Consider the following 16,939-nt stretch of genomic DNA (forward strand, 5'->3'; position numbering starts at 1 on the left):
GCACCGAACTCGCGCAGTACGCCAAAATCCAAACCGCACTCGAAACCACCCTCTACTTCTGTGACCCGCACTCGCCCTGGCAGCGCGGTACCAACGAGAACACCAACCGACTCCTACGGTTCTGGTTCGAGAAAGGCTCAGACCTCTCCGTCCACACCCCGGAGGACCTGCGCCAGGTCGCCGCCAAACTCAACCGCCGACCCCGGCCCACCCTGAACCTACAGACCCCAGCCAACCGGCTGAACCAGCTGCTAACCGCGGCATAACACCCGGCGTTGCTCCGACCAGTTGACTTTGCCGGGGAAACATGGGCGTTAAGTGACCCCGCGTTGCTGGCAGATTATGGTGTCGCCGGTGGTGTCCCGGCTTGACGCTGCGGCTTCCGGCGGGGAAGCTGGAGCGATGAAGTCCTGAGCAGCAGTCCGGCCATGCCGGGCTGTTTCCCCGAATCCAGGGCCGCCGTCGAGCACCGGTTCCGGCGGCCACACTGCGGAATCTTGCGAGGACTTGTCTTGACTGAACACCTGAACCTTTCCGGCGTCTCCCATGGCTATGGCGACCGGCAGCTGCTGGACGGAATCGGCCTGGTCATCACGGCCGGCGAGCATGTCGCCATCGTCGGCGAAAACGGCGCCGGCAAATCCACGCTGCTCCGGATCCTGGCCGGGCTGGAAGCGCCCGACGAGGGAACTGCTGTCAGCCACGGCCGCGTGGGCTACCTCGCCCAGACGCATGGCCTGCCGGAATCCTTCACCGTGGGGGCCGCCGTCGACTCTTCCCTGGCCTCGCTGCGCGCCCTCGAAGCCGAGCTTGACCGGCTGGAGGCCGGCCTCGCCGATGCCGAGGACGACGAGCTGGAAACGTACGGCCGGCTGCAGACCGAGTATCAGCTGCGCGAGGGCTATGCCGCGGAATCCCGTGTTGAGGCTGCGCTGGACCGGCTGGGCCTGGGTGGCCTGGACCGGAAGCGGACGCTGGGATCGCTCTCCGGCGGCGAGCAGGAACGCGTGGCGCTGGCCTGTGTCCTGGCCGACCCGGCGGACATTCTGCTCCTGGACGAGCCCACCAACCACCTGGATGCGCGCGGAACCGCCTGGCTGGAGGACCGGCTGGCCGCCCATCGCGGGACGGTGGTGGTGGTGTCCCACGACCGCGTGCTGCTCCGCAAAGTGGCCAGCACGGTGATTGAGGTTGATGCCGAGCGCCTGGCCGTGACCCGTTACGGCAACGGCTACGACGGCTACCTCCGGGAGAAGGCCGCCGAACGCCAGCGCTGGGTCCAGCAGTACCACGAGTGGATCGATGCGATGGATGCCGAGCAGCGGCAGGCGGACACAGTGGCCGGGAAGATGGGCTACGCCCGTCAGCGCGACAATGACAAGGTGGGCTTCGATTTCAAGGCCGGCACCTGGCAGAAGGCGGCGAGCAGCAAGGTCCGCAACGCACAGGAACGGCTCCGGCGGCTGGAGGCGAGCCCCATTGACCGGCCGCCGGTACCGCTGCGCCTTACGGCGGAGCTGGCGGTGGACCCTGAGGCTCTGTCTGCGGCGCCTGTTGCGCCCGTGAGGTCCGGGGCAGCTGCCCTGGCCGGGGACTCCCGCTTGCCGGCGTCGGCGGTCCTCGTGGCCCGCGGCGTCGCGGTTCCGGGCCGTCTGGGCGTCACTGATTTCGCGGCCCGCGCCGGCGAGAAGATCCTCATCACCGGGCCGAACGGCGCGGGAAAATCCACCCTGCTCTCGGTGCTGGCGGGAACCTTGGAGCCCGTTGAAGGGTTGGTTCAGCGGCCTGCCCGGATCGGCTACCTGCAGCAGGAACTCGAATTGCCGCAGCGGCCCGCGCTCCGCCTGCTGCCGGCCTTCGCGGCGGGCCTCGGCGGCAACATTGATGGGCACGCCGAGGCTCTCCTGCGACTGGGGCTGTTCCGCACCAGCGAGTTCCACGTCCCGGTGGGCAGCCTGTCCGCGGGCCAGCAGCGCAGACTCGCCCTGGCCAGGCTGCTGCTGGGCGGCTACGGCACGCTGATTGTGGATGAACCCACCAACCACCTGGCGCCGGTTCTCGTGGAGCAGCTCGAAGAGGCTCTCGCCGGCTTCACCGGGACCCTGGTTATGGTCAGCCACGACCGCGCTCTCCGGGACTGGTTTGCCCGGTGCGCGAAAAAGAGCGACACCTCGCGCACGGACGAATCCGGGCGTTGGATCCGGTACTCGATGGACAAGGGCGTACTGGCCCCGGCCTGATTCCGCCATGCCGGAAAATGGTGAGTTTTGCGTAAAAGGATCGTTACGCACAGACCGGCAGGCGGAAACATGGGCGGCGGAAGATAGGCCTATGCCAGACGTCCGCCGGCCGAAAGGATCTGTCCGTGATCACCAAGAACCTTTTCCTGCAGGGCATATTTCCGTTTGAGGGCACCGGGCTGGAAAAGCCCGTCCCCATCCACAGTGAACTCTCGCACTACGTTCCGGACGGTGTCATCAACCAGACGCTCTACTTCCGGGGCGGTAATTCCAGCAGCGAACTCATCACGGTGGTCCTGATGCGCAACGGCGTGCCCATGCGCTATTTCCCCATCGGCGCCAAGAGCGAAGTCCATGTGCCGCTGCGGGTGGTGGAGGACATCGACGGCGGCTCGGTGGTGGAGCTTTATCTCGCCGCCCCGGATGGTGTTGGGGGATCCGTGGTGGTGGACCTGGGCATGGTGGAGCACTGATGACCAGCGTGCTGGACCGGCCGGAGGGCAGGCACTCAGGCGCCGCGCCGCGCCGTCGGCTGGTGGTAGTGGGCAACGGGATGGCCGGTGCCCGGGCTGTGGAGGAGATCCTGGCCCGCGGCGGCGCGGACCAGTTCACCATCACCATGTTCGGGGACGAGCCGTACGGAAACTACAACCGAATCATGCTCAGCCACGTCCTCTCCGGCGAGGAAAGCGATGCCGACATCTTCCTGAACGCTTTGTCCTGGTACCGGGAGAACAGCATCACCCTGCATGCCGGTGTCCGCGTTGACCGGATCGACAAGTTCACCAAGCACGTCTTCTCCGACGACGGCAGGGTGACCCCCTACGACACCCTCATCATCGCCACCGGCAGCCGCTCCCACATGCCGCCGATGGACGGGCTCTACACCCCTGGCGGGTCCGTGAAGAACGGTGTCTTCGGGTTCCGCACCATCGACGACACACGCAGGATGGTCCAGCACGCCCAGCAGGAGCACCACCGGCGGGCGGTGGTGATCGGTGGTGGCCTGTTGGGCCTCGAGGCGGCCTACGGCCTGAAAAGCCACGGGATCGAGGTGGAGGTGGTGCACTCGGGCGGGCACCTCATGAATGCTCAGATGGGGCCCGACGGCGGCGCGGTGCTGCGCAGGAGCGTGGAGGCCCTGGGTATCCGGGTGCACACGTCCAGCCGGACCACTGCTGTCCTCGGTACGGACCGGGTCAGCGGAGTCAGCCTCCGCGACCGGGACGACATCGCGTGCGACATGGTGGTGGTGGCTGCGGGGATCCGGCCGAACGTGGACGTGGCGGTGCTGAGCGGGCTGCCGGTGGAGCGGGCCATCGTGGTGGATGACAGGCTCCTGGTCCAGGACGAAGACGAGATCTATGCCGTGGGGGAGTGCGTCCAGCACCGCGGCGAGGTCTACGGCCTGGTGGCGCCGCTGTGGGAACAGGCCGTGGTGCTCGCCAACCACGTGACCGGTGCCGATACGTCTGCGGCCTACCTTGGCTCGCGGACCGCTACGAAGCTGAAGGTGGCCGGTGTCGACGTGGCGTCCATGGGGCTGCACGGCCCCGAGCTCGAGACGGACGAGCACATCGTCTTCTCGGAGCCCAGCCGCGGTGTCTTCAAGTCCATCGTGGTCCGCGACAACAAAATGGTGGGCGCCACGCTCCTGGGGGACAGCCGGAAGGTCGCATACCTGACGCAGGCCTACGACCGCGGGCTGCCGCTGCCGGAGGAGCGGATCGCGCTGATGTTCGACATTGGCGGGCCAGGGGAGGACGTGGGCGTGGCGGAGCTCGACGACGGCGCCCAGGTCTGCAACTGCAACGGCGTCAGCAAGAAGGCCCTGGTGGACGCCGTGAAAGGTGGCTGCACCTCCGTTTCCGGCGCCATGGACGCCACCCGGGCAGGCAAGGGCTGCGGTTCCTGCAAGCTCCTGGTCAGGCAGGTGGTGGAGTGGGCGGCGGACGGCGCAGTTGAAGAGGATCCGGCCGCCAGCTACTACGTTCCCGGAATCCCGCTGGACAAGCCGTCACTGATGGCCGCCATCCAGAAGCTGGGCCTGCGCTCCGTGTCCCAGGTGTTCACGGCGTTGGCCCCCGGCAGCGCCGAGGACGCGAAGTCCAAAATGGGGCTGGCCTCGTTGCTGAAGATGATGCTCGCGGACCGGTACATCGACGAACGCGATGCCCGCTTCATCAACGACAGGGTGCACGCCAACATCCAGCGCGACGGCACGTTCTCCGTGGTCCCGCAGATGAAGGGTGGAGTGACGTCCGTGCAGCAGCTGCGCCGGATCGCCGACGTCGCCGAAAAGCACAAGGTACCCCTGATCAAGCTGACCGGCGGGCAGCGGATCGACCTGCTGGGGATCCCGAAGGAGGACCTGCCGCAGGTGTGGGCGGACCTGGACATGCCCTCGGGGTACGCCTACGGCAAGAGCTTCCGCACGGTGAAGACCTGCGTGGGGAAGGACTTCTGCCGTTACGGCACAGGCGATTCCACCAAGTTGGGCATCGAGATAGAGTCCCGGTTCCAGGGGATCGAGTCGCCGGCCAAGCTTAAGCTGGCTGTGTCCGGCTGCCCGCGGAACTGCGCTGAATCGCTGGTCAAGGATGTGGGTGTGGTGGCTGTGGAGGGCGGCCGCTGGGAGCTGTATGTCGGGGGCGCGGCCGGAGCCCATATCCGCAAAGGCGACCTGCTGGCCACAGTGGACGATCCGAAAGAGGTTAAGCTGCTCACCGGCCGCTTTATGCAGTACTACCGCGAGCAGGCCAACTGGCTGGAACGGACGTACGCCTTTGTGCCGCGGGTGGGCATTGAGCATCTCCGCGCGGTGATCGTGGACAATTCCGAAGGCATTGCCGCGCAACTGGACGCCGCGATGCAGGCCGCCGTGGACAGCTACGTGGACCCGTGGAGCGAACGCGACGATCCGCTCACGCCGGGCCAGTTCCGGACGTCGCTTCCGCTCACCGTCCTGCCTCAGGTGCCGGTCCGATGAGCGCCGACACGACAGGCGCCAAGCGCGTCGGCACCAAAAGCCACGTCCTGGGCCCGGTGGACCAGATCCCGTTTGGCGAAGGACGTGCCTTCGGGGTCGACGGTGAGCAGGTGGCGGTCTTCCGGCTGAGGGATGGATCCCTGCGCGCCCTGTCCGCCGTCTGTCCACACCGGGGCGGTCCCATTGCGGACGGAACCGTCGACCTGCAGGTGGTGATATGCCCGCTGCACCAGCACGCGTTCAGCCTGGAAACGGGCTGCTCCAGCACCGGCGCCGAACCTCTGCGCACATACGGTGTCCAGGAGGATGCTGAACAGAATATTGTTCTGGCGTATCCCCACATTCGTGGCAATAGTTTGGCTTAACCGGGCGCGAGTGTAGCCCTCGTCACTTGCTGCGGTTCGGACCTTGTAGGATGGACAGGCCGTGCGAACCTTCGACACCTGAGAGTTTTTGTCCAGATAATGCCCCTTAGAGGGCCCAAAGTCCGAATTATCTGGACAAAAACTTGGTGTTTCCGGTGCCGGCCATCCCCCCGAACTCACAAGGAATTGTTGTGCCTCAAAGTACCCCCACAGAACTCGAGAGCCCCACGGCGCAATCCGCCGTCGTCGACTCCACCCTCAGCGCCGAGGGCTACAAAAAATCCCTGACCGGCCGCCAGGTCACCATGATTGCCATGGGCGGCGCCATCGGCGTCGGCCTCTTTATGGGTGCAGGCGGCCGCCTGGCCTCCACCGGCCCTGCGCTCATTTTCTCCTACGCCATTGCCGGCGTTATCGCCTATCTGCTGATGCGGGCCCTGGGCGAGCTGATCATGTACCGCCAGACGTCGGGTTCCTTCGTCAGCTACGCCGGTGAGATGTTCGGCAAGAAGGGCGCGTACCTGTCCGGTTGGATGTACTTCATTAACTGGGCCATGACCGGCATCGCCGAACTCATCGCGATCGGACTGTACTTCCAGTTCTTCTTCCCCAACGTGCCTGTTGAACTGTCCGCCATTGCAGCGCTGCTGCTGCTCGTGGGCGTCAACCTCCTAAGCGTCAAGGTGTTCGGCGAATTCGAGTTCTGGGCCTCCTGCCTTAAGGTCGGCGCCATCGTGATCTTCCTGGCCGTGGGCACTTTCATGGTGGTCACCAACGCCCAGGTGGGCGACGGCAACGCTTCGGTGAACAACCTCTTTGCAGCCGAAGGCGGAATGTTCCCCAAGGGTGCGCTGGTGATGATCCTCGTCCTGAACGCCGTGATTTTCGCTTACAACGGCATTGAACTCGTGGGCATCACAGCCGGTGAAATGCAGGACCCCGCCAAGGAAGTGCCCAAGGCGATCCGCGCCGTCGTCTTCCGCATCGTGGTGTTCTACGTCGGTTCCGTGACGCTCCTGGCGATGTTGTTGCCCTCGGACCAGTACGTGGCCGGCACCTCGCCGTTCGTCACCGTTTTCGGCCAGATGGGCCTCGGCTGGATGGGCGATGTGATGAACATGATCGTCATCACCGCCGCGCTGTCCTCCTGCAACTCGGGCCTGTACTCGATCGGCCGGATCTTCCGGACCATGGCCAACAACGGGCACGCCCCGGAGTGGCTGACCAGGATGTCCAAGAGCCACGTGCCGTACGCCGCCATCCTGGCCATCGGCGCCGTGTACCTCGTAGGCATCCTGCTCAACATCTGGCTCGGCGGCTCACACGCCTTCGACCTGGCGCTCAACTCCGCTTCGATCGGCGTGATCTTCACCTGGGGAGCCATCTTCGCCAGCCAGATCGCGCTGCGCAAGAAGAAGGGCAAGGTTTCCTCCCTGCCCGCGCCCGGCGGAACCTGGAGCAGCTGGGCCGGCCTGATCGCCCTGCTGGCCATCACGGTGCTCATCGGCTTCGACACCATGACCAGCAAGTCCGGCGAGGTCTTCCACCTTGGCCTCTGGACCCTGGCAACCATCCCGTTCTTCGCCCTGGTCCTGTGGCTCGGCTGGCAGAAGGTCCGGAACAACGAGCCCAAGAGCGAGCTCTTCTGCTAGGTCTTTTCGCCTCAGCAGCCGGACGCTCTGCGGACGGACACTGAGAAGTCCGACGACGGCGGGTCACCCTTTCGGGGGCGGCCCGCCGCCGTCGTCGGTTGAGCCCGTCGATCCCCCGCGCGCGTTCCTGCCCACTTGCTTTGCGGGGCGCGCCCAAAAGCCTGGCGTGTCCGCGGTGACCGAGGGGGAACCAGGGGACTAACTGGGCTGGAGCGCTCAGGTCCAGTTGGCGTCCACGCTCTTGAGGTGCCGGGCGAAGTGGTCTTCGATCCGCTGCCAGGCTTCGGGGGTGGATCCCGGGTCCGGGCCGATGCCCATGACCCGCATCAGCGGCCGGAAAACTGCCGGGCCCAGGTCTGTTTCATTGAGGAAGGCGTGCCCGGCGGTGGGGAATTCCTTGACGCTGTTTTCGATGCCGAGGTTGTCCAGTGCGGTCTCGAGCTTGTCCGCCGCGCCTTTGAGAGTGCGGTCCCGGCCGCCGAAATTGGCCACGATGGGGCAGGCGCCCTGGAGGGCTTCCTCGAGATTGCCGGGCAGGCGGCCGTAATTGACCGAAGCCGCGTCGAAGCCGTCGCGGGCCACCAGCAGCGCGAATCCGCCGCCCATGCAGAATCCGATCACCCCGGTTTTGCCGGTGGAAAGCGGCGAAGTGGCCAGCCAGGTCCGGGCGGTGGCGAGGTCGGTGAAGGCCCGGCCGCTTCCCCGGAGCATGCTCCGCATGGTGCTGACCAGGCAGCGGCGCGGGCCGCCGTCGCTGAACAGGTCCACCGCGAGTGTCAAGTACCCGGCGCGGGCCATCCGGTCTGCGTGGCCGCGAACGAGGTCGTTCAGGCCGAAGGCTTCGTGGATCATCAGGACCGCGGGAAACGGACCTGGCCTGGCAGGCGTGGCGAGATATCCGCCGAGCGAAGGCGAACCTCCGGCAGCGGCACTCTGGGCACTCAGGTCCACGTACGTCATGGGCCAAGGGTAGCCGCCGGTCTTGATCGACGGGATGGGCAGACACAGGAACGGCGGCGGATCCCCATGGGAATCCGCCGCCGTTCGAATGTGGAGGATTAGTCCTTGAAGGTGTCCTTGACGTTTTCGCCGACCTTCTTGGCGTCAGCCTTGACCTGGTCCGCCTGGCCTTCGGCTTTGAGTTTGTCGTTGTCCGTGGCGTTGCCGGCCGCTTCCTTGGCCTTGCCGCCCAGGTGCTCTGCTTCGTTACCGATCTTGTCTCCGAGGCCCATGTGTCTGGCCGCCTTTCGTTTCCCGTTGAACTGACAATGCGTTTTCAGAATAACACAAAGCATGCTTACTATTTCAAGGGATCCGGAGACGGGTTGCCTGTCGGATGTCAGTGCCCCCGACTAGGCTCGAAGCATGGAACACAGCACAAGCCTGACCCAGCACATCCATGCCACGCCGGAAAAGGTCTGGGCGGTCATCTCGGACATCCCGGGCTCCGCAGCCACCCTCTCCGGCATCGACGCTGTGCAGATGCTCAGTGACGGGCCCTACGGCGAAGGGACGCGCTGGAAGGAAACCCGCACAATGATGGGCCGCTCGGAGACTGTGGAGATGTGGGTGGCGCAGGCCGATCCTCCCCGCAGCACCATGGTCAAGGCTCTCCAGGGCGGGGCCGATTACACGTCGCGCCTCAGCCTGGCCGAGCGCGACGGCGGGACGGACCTGACGCTGACCTTCGGCGCCGACGTCGCCAAACCCACGTTCGTCAGCAAGGTGACCATGGCCCTCTTCGGCAAGCTGGGCATGAGCATGACGCGCAAGGCCCTCGCCAAGGACCTGGCGGAAATCGCGGCCAAAGCGGAATCGCTCTAGTGGCGGCAAAGGCCCCCAGGGTAACGGCTCCCCGGCTCTCGCCGGTCAGCCTGGAGGATGTCACGGATGATCCAGCCCCGCACTTCCAGCGTGGTGAAAGGTACGACGGCGTCCGGTACAGCCGTGCGGCGGCTGACGGTCTGGAGCTGAGTGGCACGGATTTCGCCGAGTGTGAGTTCCAGGGCGTCTCTTTCAATGACACCCAGCTCCGGGGGTCTACTTTCCGGGACTGTATCCTGTCCGAGCTGTACGCGCCGGTGTTCCGGGCCGCCCGCTCCGCGTGGCGGGACGTGCAGCTGAACAATCCGCGGCTGGGCTCGGCTGAACTGTATGAGACCGGCTGGCAGTCCGTTCGGATCGACGGCGGCAAGCTGGACTTCCTCAATTTGCGCGGGTCCAAGCTGACCGACGTCCTCATCAGCGACTGCATCATCAACGAACTGGACCTCGGCTCCGCCTCCGGGACGCGCGTGGCGCTGAAGAACTGCACCATCGGAACTCTGGATCTCACCGGCGCGCGGCTGAAGGACTTTGACCTTCGTGGCACGGATTTCCGGACCATCAGTGGCCTCGGGAACCTGACCGGTGTGGTGATCGACGATTATCAGCTGAGCCTGCTGGCGCCGCTTCTGGCCGGGCATCTCGGCGTCGTGGTTCTGTGAGTGTACTCTTTATAGAACGAACGGTCGGTAAATAGGGCGGTCACTGGACGGTCCCGAATATTCCGGCTCCCTGGCGTAAAGGATGTTCTGATGGTCGAGGCTTTTCTTGTTGGCGGTGTCCGCACTCCCGTGGGCAGGTACGGCGGTGCGTTGTCGGCGGTCCGCCCGGATGATCTGGCTGCATTGGTGATCCGCGAGGCCGTGTCCCGTGCGGGCCTTGACCCGGACAGCATCGAGGAAGTCATCCTCGGCAACGCCAACGGTGCGGGTGAGGAAAACCGCAACGTCGCCCGGATGGCCACCCTGCTGGCCGGTCTGCCCCTCCACATCCCCGGGATCACGGTCAACCGGCTGTGCGCGTCGGGGCTGAGCGCCATCATCCAGGCCAGCCACATGATCAAGTCCGGCGCCGCGGATGTGGTGATTGCCGGCGGCGTGGAGTCCATGAGCCGTGCGCCGTGGGCCCAGGAGAAGCCGGCCGCGGCGTTCGCGAAGCCGGGCCAGATCTTCGATACCTCTATCGGCTGGCGCTTCGTTAACCCGCTCTTCCAGAAGGGCGGGCTCGCCCGGGACGGGAAGATGACCTATTCCATGCCGGAGACCGCCGAGGAAGTGGCCCGCGTGGACGGCATCAGCCGTGAGGACGCCGACGCCTTCGCGGTCCGCTCCCACGAGCGTTCCCTCGCCGCCATCGCCGCGGGACGGTTCACGGACGAGATCGTCCCGGTAACGGTCAAGTCCCGAAAGTCCGCAACGGTGGTGGACACCGATGAAGGCCCAAGGGCCGGCACCACCCTGGAGGTCCTTGCAGGGTTGCGCCCGGTGGTTCCGGGCGGTTCCGTGGTCACGGCCGGGAACTCGTCCACGCTGAATGACGGCGCTTCGGCCATCATCGTCGCGTCCGAGGCCGCCATCGCTCGGCTTGGCCTGACGCCGCGGGCCCGGATCATCGACGGCGCCTCCGCCGGCTGCGAACCCGAAATCATGGGCATCGGCCCGGTCCCGGCGACGCAGAAAGTGCTCGCCCGGAGCGGCCTCAGCGTCGGTGACCTGGGCGCCGTCGAGCTTAACGAAGCGTTCGCCACGCAGTCACTCGCGAGCATGCGCCGGCTCGGGCTGGACCCGGATACGGTGAATAACGACGGCGGCGCCATCAGTCTGGGGCATCCGCTCGGTTCCAGCGGCTCACGGCTCGCCATCACCCTGCTGGGCCGGATGGAACGCGAGGATGCCAGGATTGGGCTGGCCACGATGTGCATTGGCGTGGGCCAAGGCACCGCGATGCTGCTGGAGCGCATCTGATGCCCGCCCCGGGACGCGCGAACGGACAAAGCGCGAACGGACAAAGCGCGAACGGACAAAGCGCGAACGGACACTTAAGCACCGTTGAATTCGGCACCCTCCTGGTCGAGGAGCGGGAGGACCGCGTGGTGGTCCGCCTCAACCGCCCGGAGGTCCGGAACGCCATCGACCAGCAGATGGTGGATGAACTTCATGTGGTCTGCGCCGCGCTGGAGCAGAATCCCAAAGTCCTGATCATCTCAGGGGTCGACGGCGTCTTTGCCTCGGGCGCGGACATCTCCCAGCTGCGCGAACGGCGCCGCGATGATGCCCTGCAGGGCATTAACTCCACCATCTTCGTGCGGATCGCCAAGCTGCCCATGCCGGTCATAGCCGCCCTGGACGGGTATTGCCTCGGCGGCGGCGCGGAGCTCGCCTATGCTGCGGATTTCCGGATCGGAACGCCCAGCGTCCGGATCGGCAACCCAGAAACAGGGCTCGGCATTCTGGCCGCGGCCGGGGCCAGCTGGCGGCTGAAGGAGCTGGTGGGGGAGCCGCTGGCCAAGCAGATTCTGCTCACGGGCCTGGTCCTCCGGGCTGAGGCGGCCCTGGCTGCCGGCCTCATCACCGAAATCCACGAGGCAGCGGACCTGATGGACGCCGCGCACAACCTGGCGGACCGGATCGGCCGCCAGGACCCGCTGGCCGTCCGGATCACGAAGTCGGTGTTCCACGCCCCGGCCGAAGCCCACCCGCTGATTGACCAGCTGGCGCAGGGGATCCTCTTCGAATCCCAGGCCAAGTTTGACCGCATGCAGGCGTTCCTCGACAAGAAATCAGAGAAGAAGCAATCATGACGAACCCGAACCTTCCCGCCACAGTCGGCGTCCTGGGCGGCGGCCGCATGGGCGCGGGAATTGCCCACGCGTTTCTGATCAACGGGGCCAACGTCCTGGTGGTGGAGCGGGATGAAGCGTCCGCCGAGGCAGCCCGTGAGCGGGTGGAAGCCGCGGCCGCCAAGAGCATCGAGCGTGGGGCAGTTGACGGAAATTTGGATGAGATGGTGTCCCGGCTCAATGTCACGGTGGATTACGACGACTTCAAGGACCGCCAGCTGGTGGTCGAAGCCGTGCCCGAAGAGTGGGACCTGAAGATCACCTCACTCCGCGGCATCGAGGAGCGTCTGACCAATGACGCGTTCCTGGCCTCCAACACCTCGTCCCTGTCCGTGAACGGCCTGGCCCGCGAACTCAAGCGCCCGCAGAACTTCCTCGGCCTGCACTTCTTCAACCCTGTCCCCGCCTCCACCCTTATTGAAGTGGTGCTCGGCGAGCAGACGTCCCGGGACCTGGCTGCAGCGGCGAAAAGGTGGGTCGACGCACTCGGCAAAACCGCCGTCGTCGTCAATGACGCACCGGGATTTGCCTCCTCACGGCTGGGCGTGGCCATCGCGCTGGAGGCGATGCGCATGCTGGAGGAGGGCGTGGCATCGCCGGCGGACATCGATGCCGCCATGGTCCTGGGCTACAAACACCCCACGGGCCCGCTGAGAACCACGGACATTGTGGGCCTGGACGTGCGGCTGGGCATCGCCGAGTACCTGCATTCAACGCTGGGGGAGCGGTTCGCGCCGCCGCAGATCCTCAAGGACAAGGTGGCCCGCGGCGAGCTTGGACGGAAGACCGGGAAGGGATTCTTCGACTGGGCTGAGTAGGATTTCCGGGTGACCCGCTTTGAACCCCTCACCCTGACCGGCAAACACGTCATCCTCGAGCCGCTGCGCCGCGACCACCACGATGGCCTGGTGGCGGCCACGCAGGATGGCGAGCTGTGGAACCTCTGGTACACGTCCGTCCCCACGCCGCGGGGGATGGCCGCAGAGATCGACCGCAGGCTGGCTCTGCAGGAGCAGGGTTCCATGCTGCCGTTCACCACCAGGCTGATCGATCCAGTGTCCGGCGGCCCGGGGCGGATCATCGGAATGACCACGTACATGAATATCGACGCCGGCACTCCCCGCGTGGAGATCGGCTCCACCTGGAATGCGGCGTCAGTACAGGGCACCGGCACCAACCCGGACTCCAAGCTGCTGCTCCTGCGCCACGCGTTCGAGACCCTTGGCTGCCCGGCGGTCGAGTTCCGGACGCACTGGCTCAACCACCAGTCACGCGAAGCAATTTCCAGGCTTGGTGCGAAGCAGGACGGCGTGCTGCGCAACCACTCCCGGACCGCGGATGGTGTGCTGCGGGACACCGTGGTGTTCTCCATCCTTGAGCACGAATGGCCCATGGTCCGGAACGGTCTGGAGTACAGGCTCGGCAAGCACGACTGACTGGTACGGTTTTGCCCGATGACGCGCCTATCGCGTGCAGGCAGTGCGGCTTTGTGGTTAGCTGTCCGGGTGGAGACGACAGGCGGAGCCGTGGGCTGGGACGGGGCTGTGAATGCCTGGCATGTTGGCGGCCGCGTTTACCGGATGGGCCGCCGCGAATGGCTCACCAAAGCGGGTTGGCGGCAGGCGTACGACGACGGCGTCCGCACCGTGATTGATCTCCGTAACTCCCGGGAAGCGCGGCGCCGGGACACCGACCCCGCCGTGGCTGAAGCGGCCTGGTCCGGCATCACGATCGTCTCGGCCCCCACCGAAGAACCCGATGATCCGCGGTTAACCGCCGTCTGCGGGCCGTACCTCAACGACCCCGCCCACTACCTGCACAATGTCCGGCTCTACCCGGAGAAGTTCGTGGCGGTGTTCCGCGCTGTCGCGGCAGCCGAAGCCGGCGCCGTTGTGGTTCACTGCGCGGCGGGCCGGGACCGCAGCGGCATGGTCGCGGCGATGCTGCAGGACCTGGCCGGCGATCCGGACCAGCTCCTGGCGGACGGCTACGCCAAAGCCGCCCGTGGCATCAACGAACGCTTCCGGACGCACGGCCCGCCCCACGCCGGCGAACGCTACATCGATGACGATGAACTCACACCCCTGCTGGAGCGGCGCAGCCGGGCCGTGGTGGGCTTTGTCCGGGAGCTGGACACACGTGAATTCCTGCTGCGCAACGGCCTGTCCGAGGCCGAACTGGAAGCGGTCACAAGCCTGCTCGGCAGCCGGGTGGCGCCATGACGTCCATGAAATATGTGGCGGCGTCGCTCGCGGTGGCCGGAGGGGTGATGCTGGTGGCCGGGCCGTTCTGGGCCGTCCTCGCTTCAGATTTCGGGACTACGGAGGATAACTTCGGGCTCGGCGACGGGACCGTCGGCGGCGAGTGGCTCCCGGGCCAGATCTTGCTCATGGTGGGTGGGGCAGCTTTGTGCCTTGCCGCGGTGGTAGCCGCGTACACGGCACGGCGGAGCGATACAGATGAATAGAACGAAAGCGACGGCACACAGTTTGAAACGCGTAATTGCAGCAGCAGCGGCTGTCGGAGTGGCACTTTCCGTGGGGCTCGGGGCCGTGCCGGCCTGGGGTGTCGAGCAGCCGGCGGTTGAGCCGCCGGCGGTTGTGGAAAGCCCGACGGCGGTTGGTGGCTCCGGAGTTAATGACGTCGAGCCGAGCGACGCGAAGCCGAGCGACGCTAAGCCCAGCGACGCCGGCCTTCGGGAAGCTGCCCTCCGCGATCTTGGCCTGACCCCCGACGAGTTCGCGGCTGCCGGCCAGCTGGGCAAGCAGGCCGCAGACGTTGCCGCGGCCCTGCGGGACATCCCCGGCTACCTCGGAACACGGATCCGCGACAGCAGCATTCAGGTTGCCGGCTCCGGAGCCGAGCTGGAGGCTGAGGTGGCCCGGCTCAGCGTGACTATCCCGGCCGTCGCCCTCGACGCACCGTCTGCCGCGCCTCCGTCGAACGCTGCTTCTCCCGCGACCGGGACCGAACTGGCCAGGAGCACCCAGGACCTATACCAGGCGTACCTCCGCGACGTGGGCGCGGACGGGTTGCAGGCCGTGGCGTTCACCGGCAGCAAGTTCGTAGTCCGCGCGGGCGGCATCAACGGGTCCGAGGCCACAGTTCCTGATGTGGCCAACGCCGGAAATTCGAGTCTCACTGATCCCAACCGCACCAGCCCCACCGCGGACGGCAAGGTCTCGCCCGCAGAGTTCGTGGCCCGCTACGCCAACGTGGAACTCGACGCCGGGGCGCCGCTCGCGCCCGAGGCAGACGTCCCCGGAGGGTTGGGTTACGCCGCTGACAACGGCATTATCTGTTCCACAGGTTTCTCGGCCTTTGACCCCGCGGGCCTCCCTGCAGTCCTCACGGCCGGCCATTGCAGCGCTGACGGCGACGCGAAGACGGCCACGCTCCAATTCCAAGGGGTGCCTGCCGGGTTGCTCGGAAAGTTTGGTTTCAGCCAGTTCGGCGGACCTGGAAACTCCACCGTCCTGCATCCGCTGGACCCGGCCAACCCCGGCAACGTCGGAACGGATATCGCCGTCATTGAGGAACTCCGCGCGGACCTGGACCCACTGCCCGCCGCCAGTACGTGGGGCGATCCGTCAGAGCCGGGCCCGGACGTTAAGATCATCGGAACGGCATCCCCGGTTGTGGGCCAGCCGGTCTGCCGCTCCGGCCGCACGTCAGCATGGTCCTGCGGAACTATCGACGAGGTGGGGATCTACGTGGTCCGGGGTATCACCTCGGCCCCCGCAGACCTGCGGGCCTTCTACGGTTTCCTGTCCTTCGACGTCCAATCCAGCGGCGGAGATTCCGGCGGGCCCTGGGTCAGCGGGAACTACGCAGTGGGCACACACTCGGCCGGGGATACCCCCGATGAGAATGGCCGCTTCGTCAAGAACTTCGCCATCGCCGCCACGCTCGACGACGCGATGGCCGTGCTCCCCGGCTACCAGCTGGAACTCTTCCTCAACAAGCCAACGGTGACGTCGCCCGCGCCGGGGGCAACGTTCGACGCCGGCCAGACCGTCACGGGTGTGGTGGCCGCGGCTCCGGCATCGGCTGTCGCGGCCGGTTCGAAGATCAGGATCAGCGTCAGTGGACGGGCGCCTGTTGAGGTGCCCGTGGATGCCGGCGGTGCGTGGTCGTTTACTGCCCCTGCTGTGGCCGGACCGCTGCGTTTCACGGCCGAAACGGTCAACGGATTCAGCACGTCCGGAGCCGTGGCCTTCGACTTCACCCCGGTCAGCCAGCTCTCCCCGCAGGCCCCGGCCCCCGTAGTAATCCCTGCTGCCGCCGGGCCGGCTGAGGTACCAGCCGCGAACGGTGCGGTGCCTCCGGCAGCTGACAGCGCCGCCGTCGTACGTCCGCTGGGTGACAGCCGGGCGGCAAGCCTGGCAAATACGGGAGCGTCCGGGCTGGTCCTGTTCGCCGGGCTCGCGGCCGGTGCGCTTGCCGTCGGCGGTGTGTTCCTGGTCTTGGTGAAGCGGCGGAAGCGGCAGCGCCCCACCCGCAGTTGATCTATCACGTAGCGTCATCATCCGTAACGAATGGCGACGCCAAGTGACAGGGCAACTGGGCCGGAGGGCTACTTCTTGGGCTTCATCAGCAGGTTGGTGATGCGCAGCGTGCAGAGGCGCTGGCCGGCGTCGTTGGTGATCAGGACCTCGTGCGTGGTCAGGGTGCCGCCGAGGTGGATGGGCGTCGCGGTGATGGTGATCTGCCCGTCGCGCGCCGAGCGGTGATGCGTCGCTGAGACGTCCACGCCCACGGCAGTTTTCCCCAAAGTGCTGGCGTGGATCACGGCCGCCCAGGAGCCTACGGCCTCGCCTACCGCCAAGGACGCGCCGCCGTGCAGCAACCCGAATGACTGCCTGTTGCCCTCCACAGGCATCGTCGCCACCACGCGCTCTACCGATTCCTCGATGATCTTCACACCCATCTTCTCGTCGAGCTCGCCGAGGACGATCTTCCACGGGGTAGCGCCATGGGCGGTGGCGTCCGGCGCAGCCGCGTCAGGGGATAGGGCGCTCATGGGTCTC

At 66.3% G+C, this 16,939-nt stretch carries 18 protein-coding genes; 15 read left to right on the plus strand and 3 right to left on the minus strand.

The window, feature by feature from the left end:
• The 6 genes from DAD99_RS12340 to DAD99_RS12365 form a co-directional block, all read left to right on the plus strand.
• A partial coding sequence (locus DAD99_RS12340; protein WP_193339880.1) for an IS30 family transposase occupies positions 1–266 on the plus strand: 266 nt, incomplete at its 5' end.
• Positions 267–512: 246 nt separating this feature from the next.
• A complete protein-coding gene (locus DAD99_RS12345; RefSeq protein ID WP_193341783.1) occupies positions 513–2,240 on the plus strand; it encodes an ABC-F family ATP-binding cassette domain-containing protein in 1,728 nt (575 codons plus the stop codon).
• Between the two features lie 125 nt (positions 2,241–2,365).
• Complete coding sequence (locus DAD99_RS12350) at positions 2,366–2,713, plus strand: molybdopterin oxidoreductase (RefSeq protein WP_185261505.1); 348 nt, start codon at positions 2,366–2,368, stop codon at positions 2,711–2,713.
• Positions 2,713–5,229, plus strand: coding sequence for a nitrite reductase large subunit NirB (nirB, locus tag DAD99_RS12355; RefSeq protein ID WP_193341784.1), 2,517 nt, complete (start codon positions 2,713–2,715; stop codon positions 5,227–5,229). The genes DAD99_RS12350 and nirB overlap by 1 nt, the downstream gene beginning before the upstream one ends.
• Positions 5,226–5,594 (plus strand): Rieske (2Fe-2S) protein, encoded by a 369-nt coding sequence (locus tag DAD99_RS12360; protein WP_193341785.1) that lies wholly within the window; start codon positions 5,226–5,228, stop codon positions 5,592–5,594. Before nirB ends, DAD99_RS12360 begins: the two co-directional genes overlap by 4 nt.
• Before the next feature lie 191 nt (positions 5,595–5,785).
• Positions 5,786–7,246 (plus strand): amino acid permease, encoded by a 1,461-nt coding sequence (locus DAD99_RS12365; protein ID WP_185261502.1) that lies wholly within the window; start codon positions 5,786–5,788, stop codon positions 7,244–7,246.
• Between the two features lie 216 nt (positions 7,247–7,462).
• Here the strand turns inward: DAD99_RS12365 and DAD99_RS12370 are convergent, their stop codons facing one another.
• A complete protein-coding gene (locus DAD99_RS12370; RefSeq protein ID WP_193341786.1) occupies positions 7,463–8,206 on the minus strand; it encodes a dienelactone hydrolase family protein in 744 nt (247 codons plus the stop codon).
• Positions 8,207–8,304: 98 nt separating this feature from the next.
• Positions 8,305–8,478 (minus strand): CsbD family protein, encoded by a 174-nt coding sequence (locus DAD99_RS12375; RefSeq protein WP_185261500.1) that lies wholly within the window; start codon positions 8,476–8,478, stop codon positions 8,305–8,307.
• 133 nt (positions 8,479–8,611) lie between these two features.
• Here DAD99_RS12375 and DAD99_RS12380 point away from each other — a divergent pair, with 133 nt between their 5' ends.
• From DAD99_RS12380 to DAD99_RS12420, 9 genes are all read left to right on the plus strand, one after another.
• On the plus strand, positions 8,612–9,070 hold the full coding sequence (locus DAD99_RS12380; protein WP_193341787.1) for an SRPBCC family protein: 459 nt from the start codon (positions 8,612–8,614) through the stop codon (positions 9,068–9,070).
• Positions 9,070–9,732, plus strand: coding sequence for a pentapeptide repeat-containing protein (locus DAD99_RS12385; protein WP_309233260.1), 663 nt, complete (start codon positions 9,070–9,072; stop codon positions 9,730–9,732). Before DAD99_RS12380 ends, DAD99_RS12385 begins: the two co-directional genes overlap by 1 nt.
• A 90-nt stretch (positions 9,733–9,822) precedes the next feature.
• A complete protein-coding gene (locus tag DAD99_RS12390) occupies positions 9,823–11,034 on the plus strand; it encodes an acetyl-CoA C-acyltransferase (RefSeq protein WP_193341788.1) in 1,212 nt (403 codons plus the stop codon).
• Positions 11,034–11,870, plus strand: a complete 837-nt coding sequence (locus DAD99_RS12395; RefSeq protein ID WP_227007972.1) for an enoyl-CoA hydratase/isomerase family protein — start codon at positions 11,034–11,036, stop codon at positions 11,868–11,870. The genes DAD99_RS12390 and DAD99_RS12395 overlap by 1 nt, the downstream gene beginning before the upstream one ends.
• Entirely contained in the window at positions 11,867–12,727 is an 861-nt protein-coding gene (locus DAD99_RS12400; RefSeq protein ID WP_193341789.1) for a 3-hydroxyacyl-CoA dehydrogenase family protein, read from the plus strand. Before DAD99_RS12395 ends, DAD99_RS12400 begins: the two co-directional genes overlap by 4 nt.
• 9 nt (positions 12,728–12,736) lie before the next feature.
• Positions 12,737–13,345 (plus strand): GNAT family N-acetyltransferase, encoded by a 609-nt coding sequence (locus DAD99_RS12405; protein WP_193341790.1) that lies wholly within the window; start codon positions 12,737–12,739, stop codon positions 13,343–13,345.
• Between the two features lie 69 nt (positions 13,346–13,414).
• Positions 13,415–14,131, plus strand: coding sequence for a tyrosine-protein phosphatase (locus DAD99_RS12410; RefSeq protein ID WP_309233261.1), 717 nt, complete (start codon positions 13,415–13,417; stop codon positions 14,129–14,131).
• Entirely contained in the window at positions 14,128–14,376 is a 249-nt protein-coding gene (locus tag DAD99_RS12415; RefSeq protein WP_193341792.1) for a hypothetical protein, read from the plus strand. Before DAD99_RS12410 ends, DAD99_RS12415 begins: the two co-directional genes overlap by 4 nt.
• A gap of 22 nt (positions 14,377–14,398) precedes the next feature.
• Entirely contained in the window at positions 14,399–16,417 is a 2,019-nt protein-coding gene (locus tag DAD99_RS12420; protein WP_227007973.1) for a S1 family peptidase, read from the plus strand.
• Between the two features lie 68 nt (positions 16,418–16,485).
• On the opposite strand, the gene DAD99_RS12425 is transcribed toward DAD99_RS12420, so the two are convergent.
• Complete coding sequence (locus tag DAD99_RS12425) at positions 16,486–16,932, minus strand: PaaI family thioesterase (RefSeq protein ID WP_193341794.1); 447 nt, start codon at positions 16,930–16,932, stop codon at positions 16,486–16,488.
• Positions 16,933–16,939 lie beyond the last annotated feature (7 nt).

The organism is Pseudarthrobacter sp. AB1 (assembly GCF_014926485.1).
GTDB lineage: Bacteria > Actinomycetota > Actinomycetes > Actinomycetales > Micrococcaceae > Arthrobacter.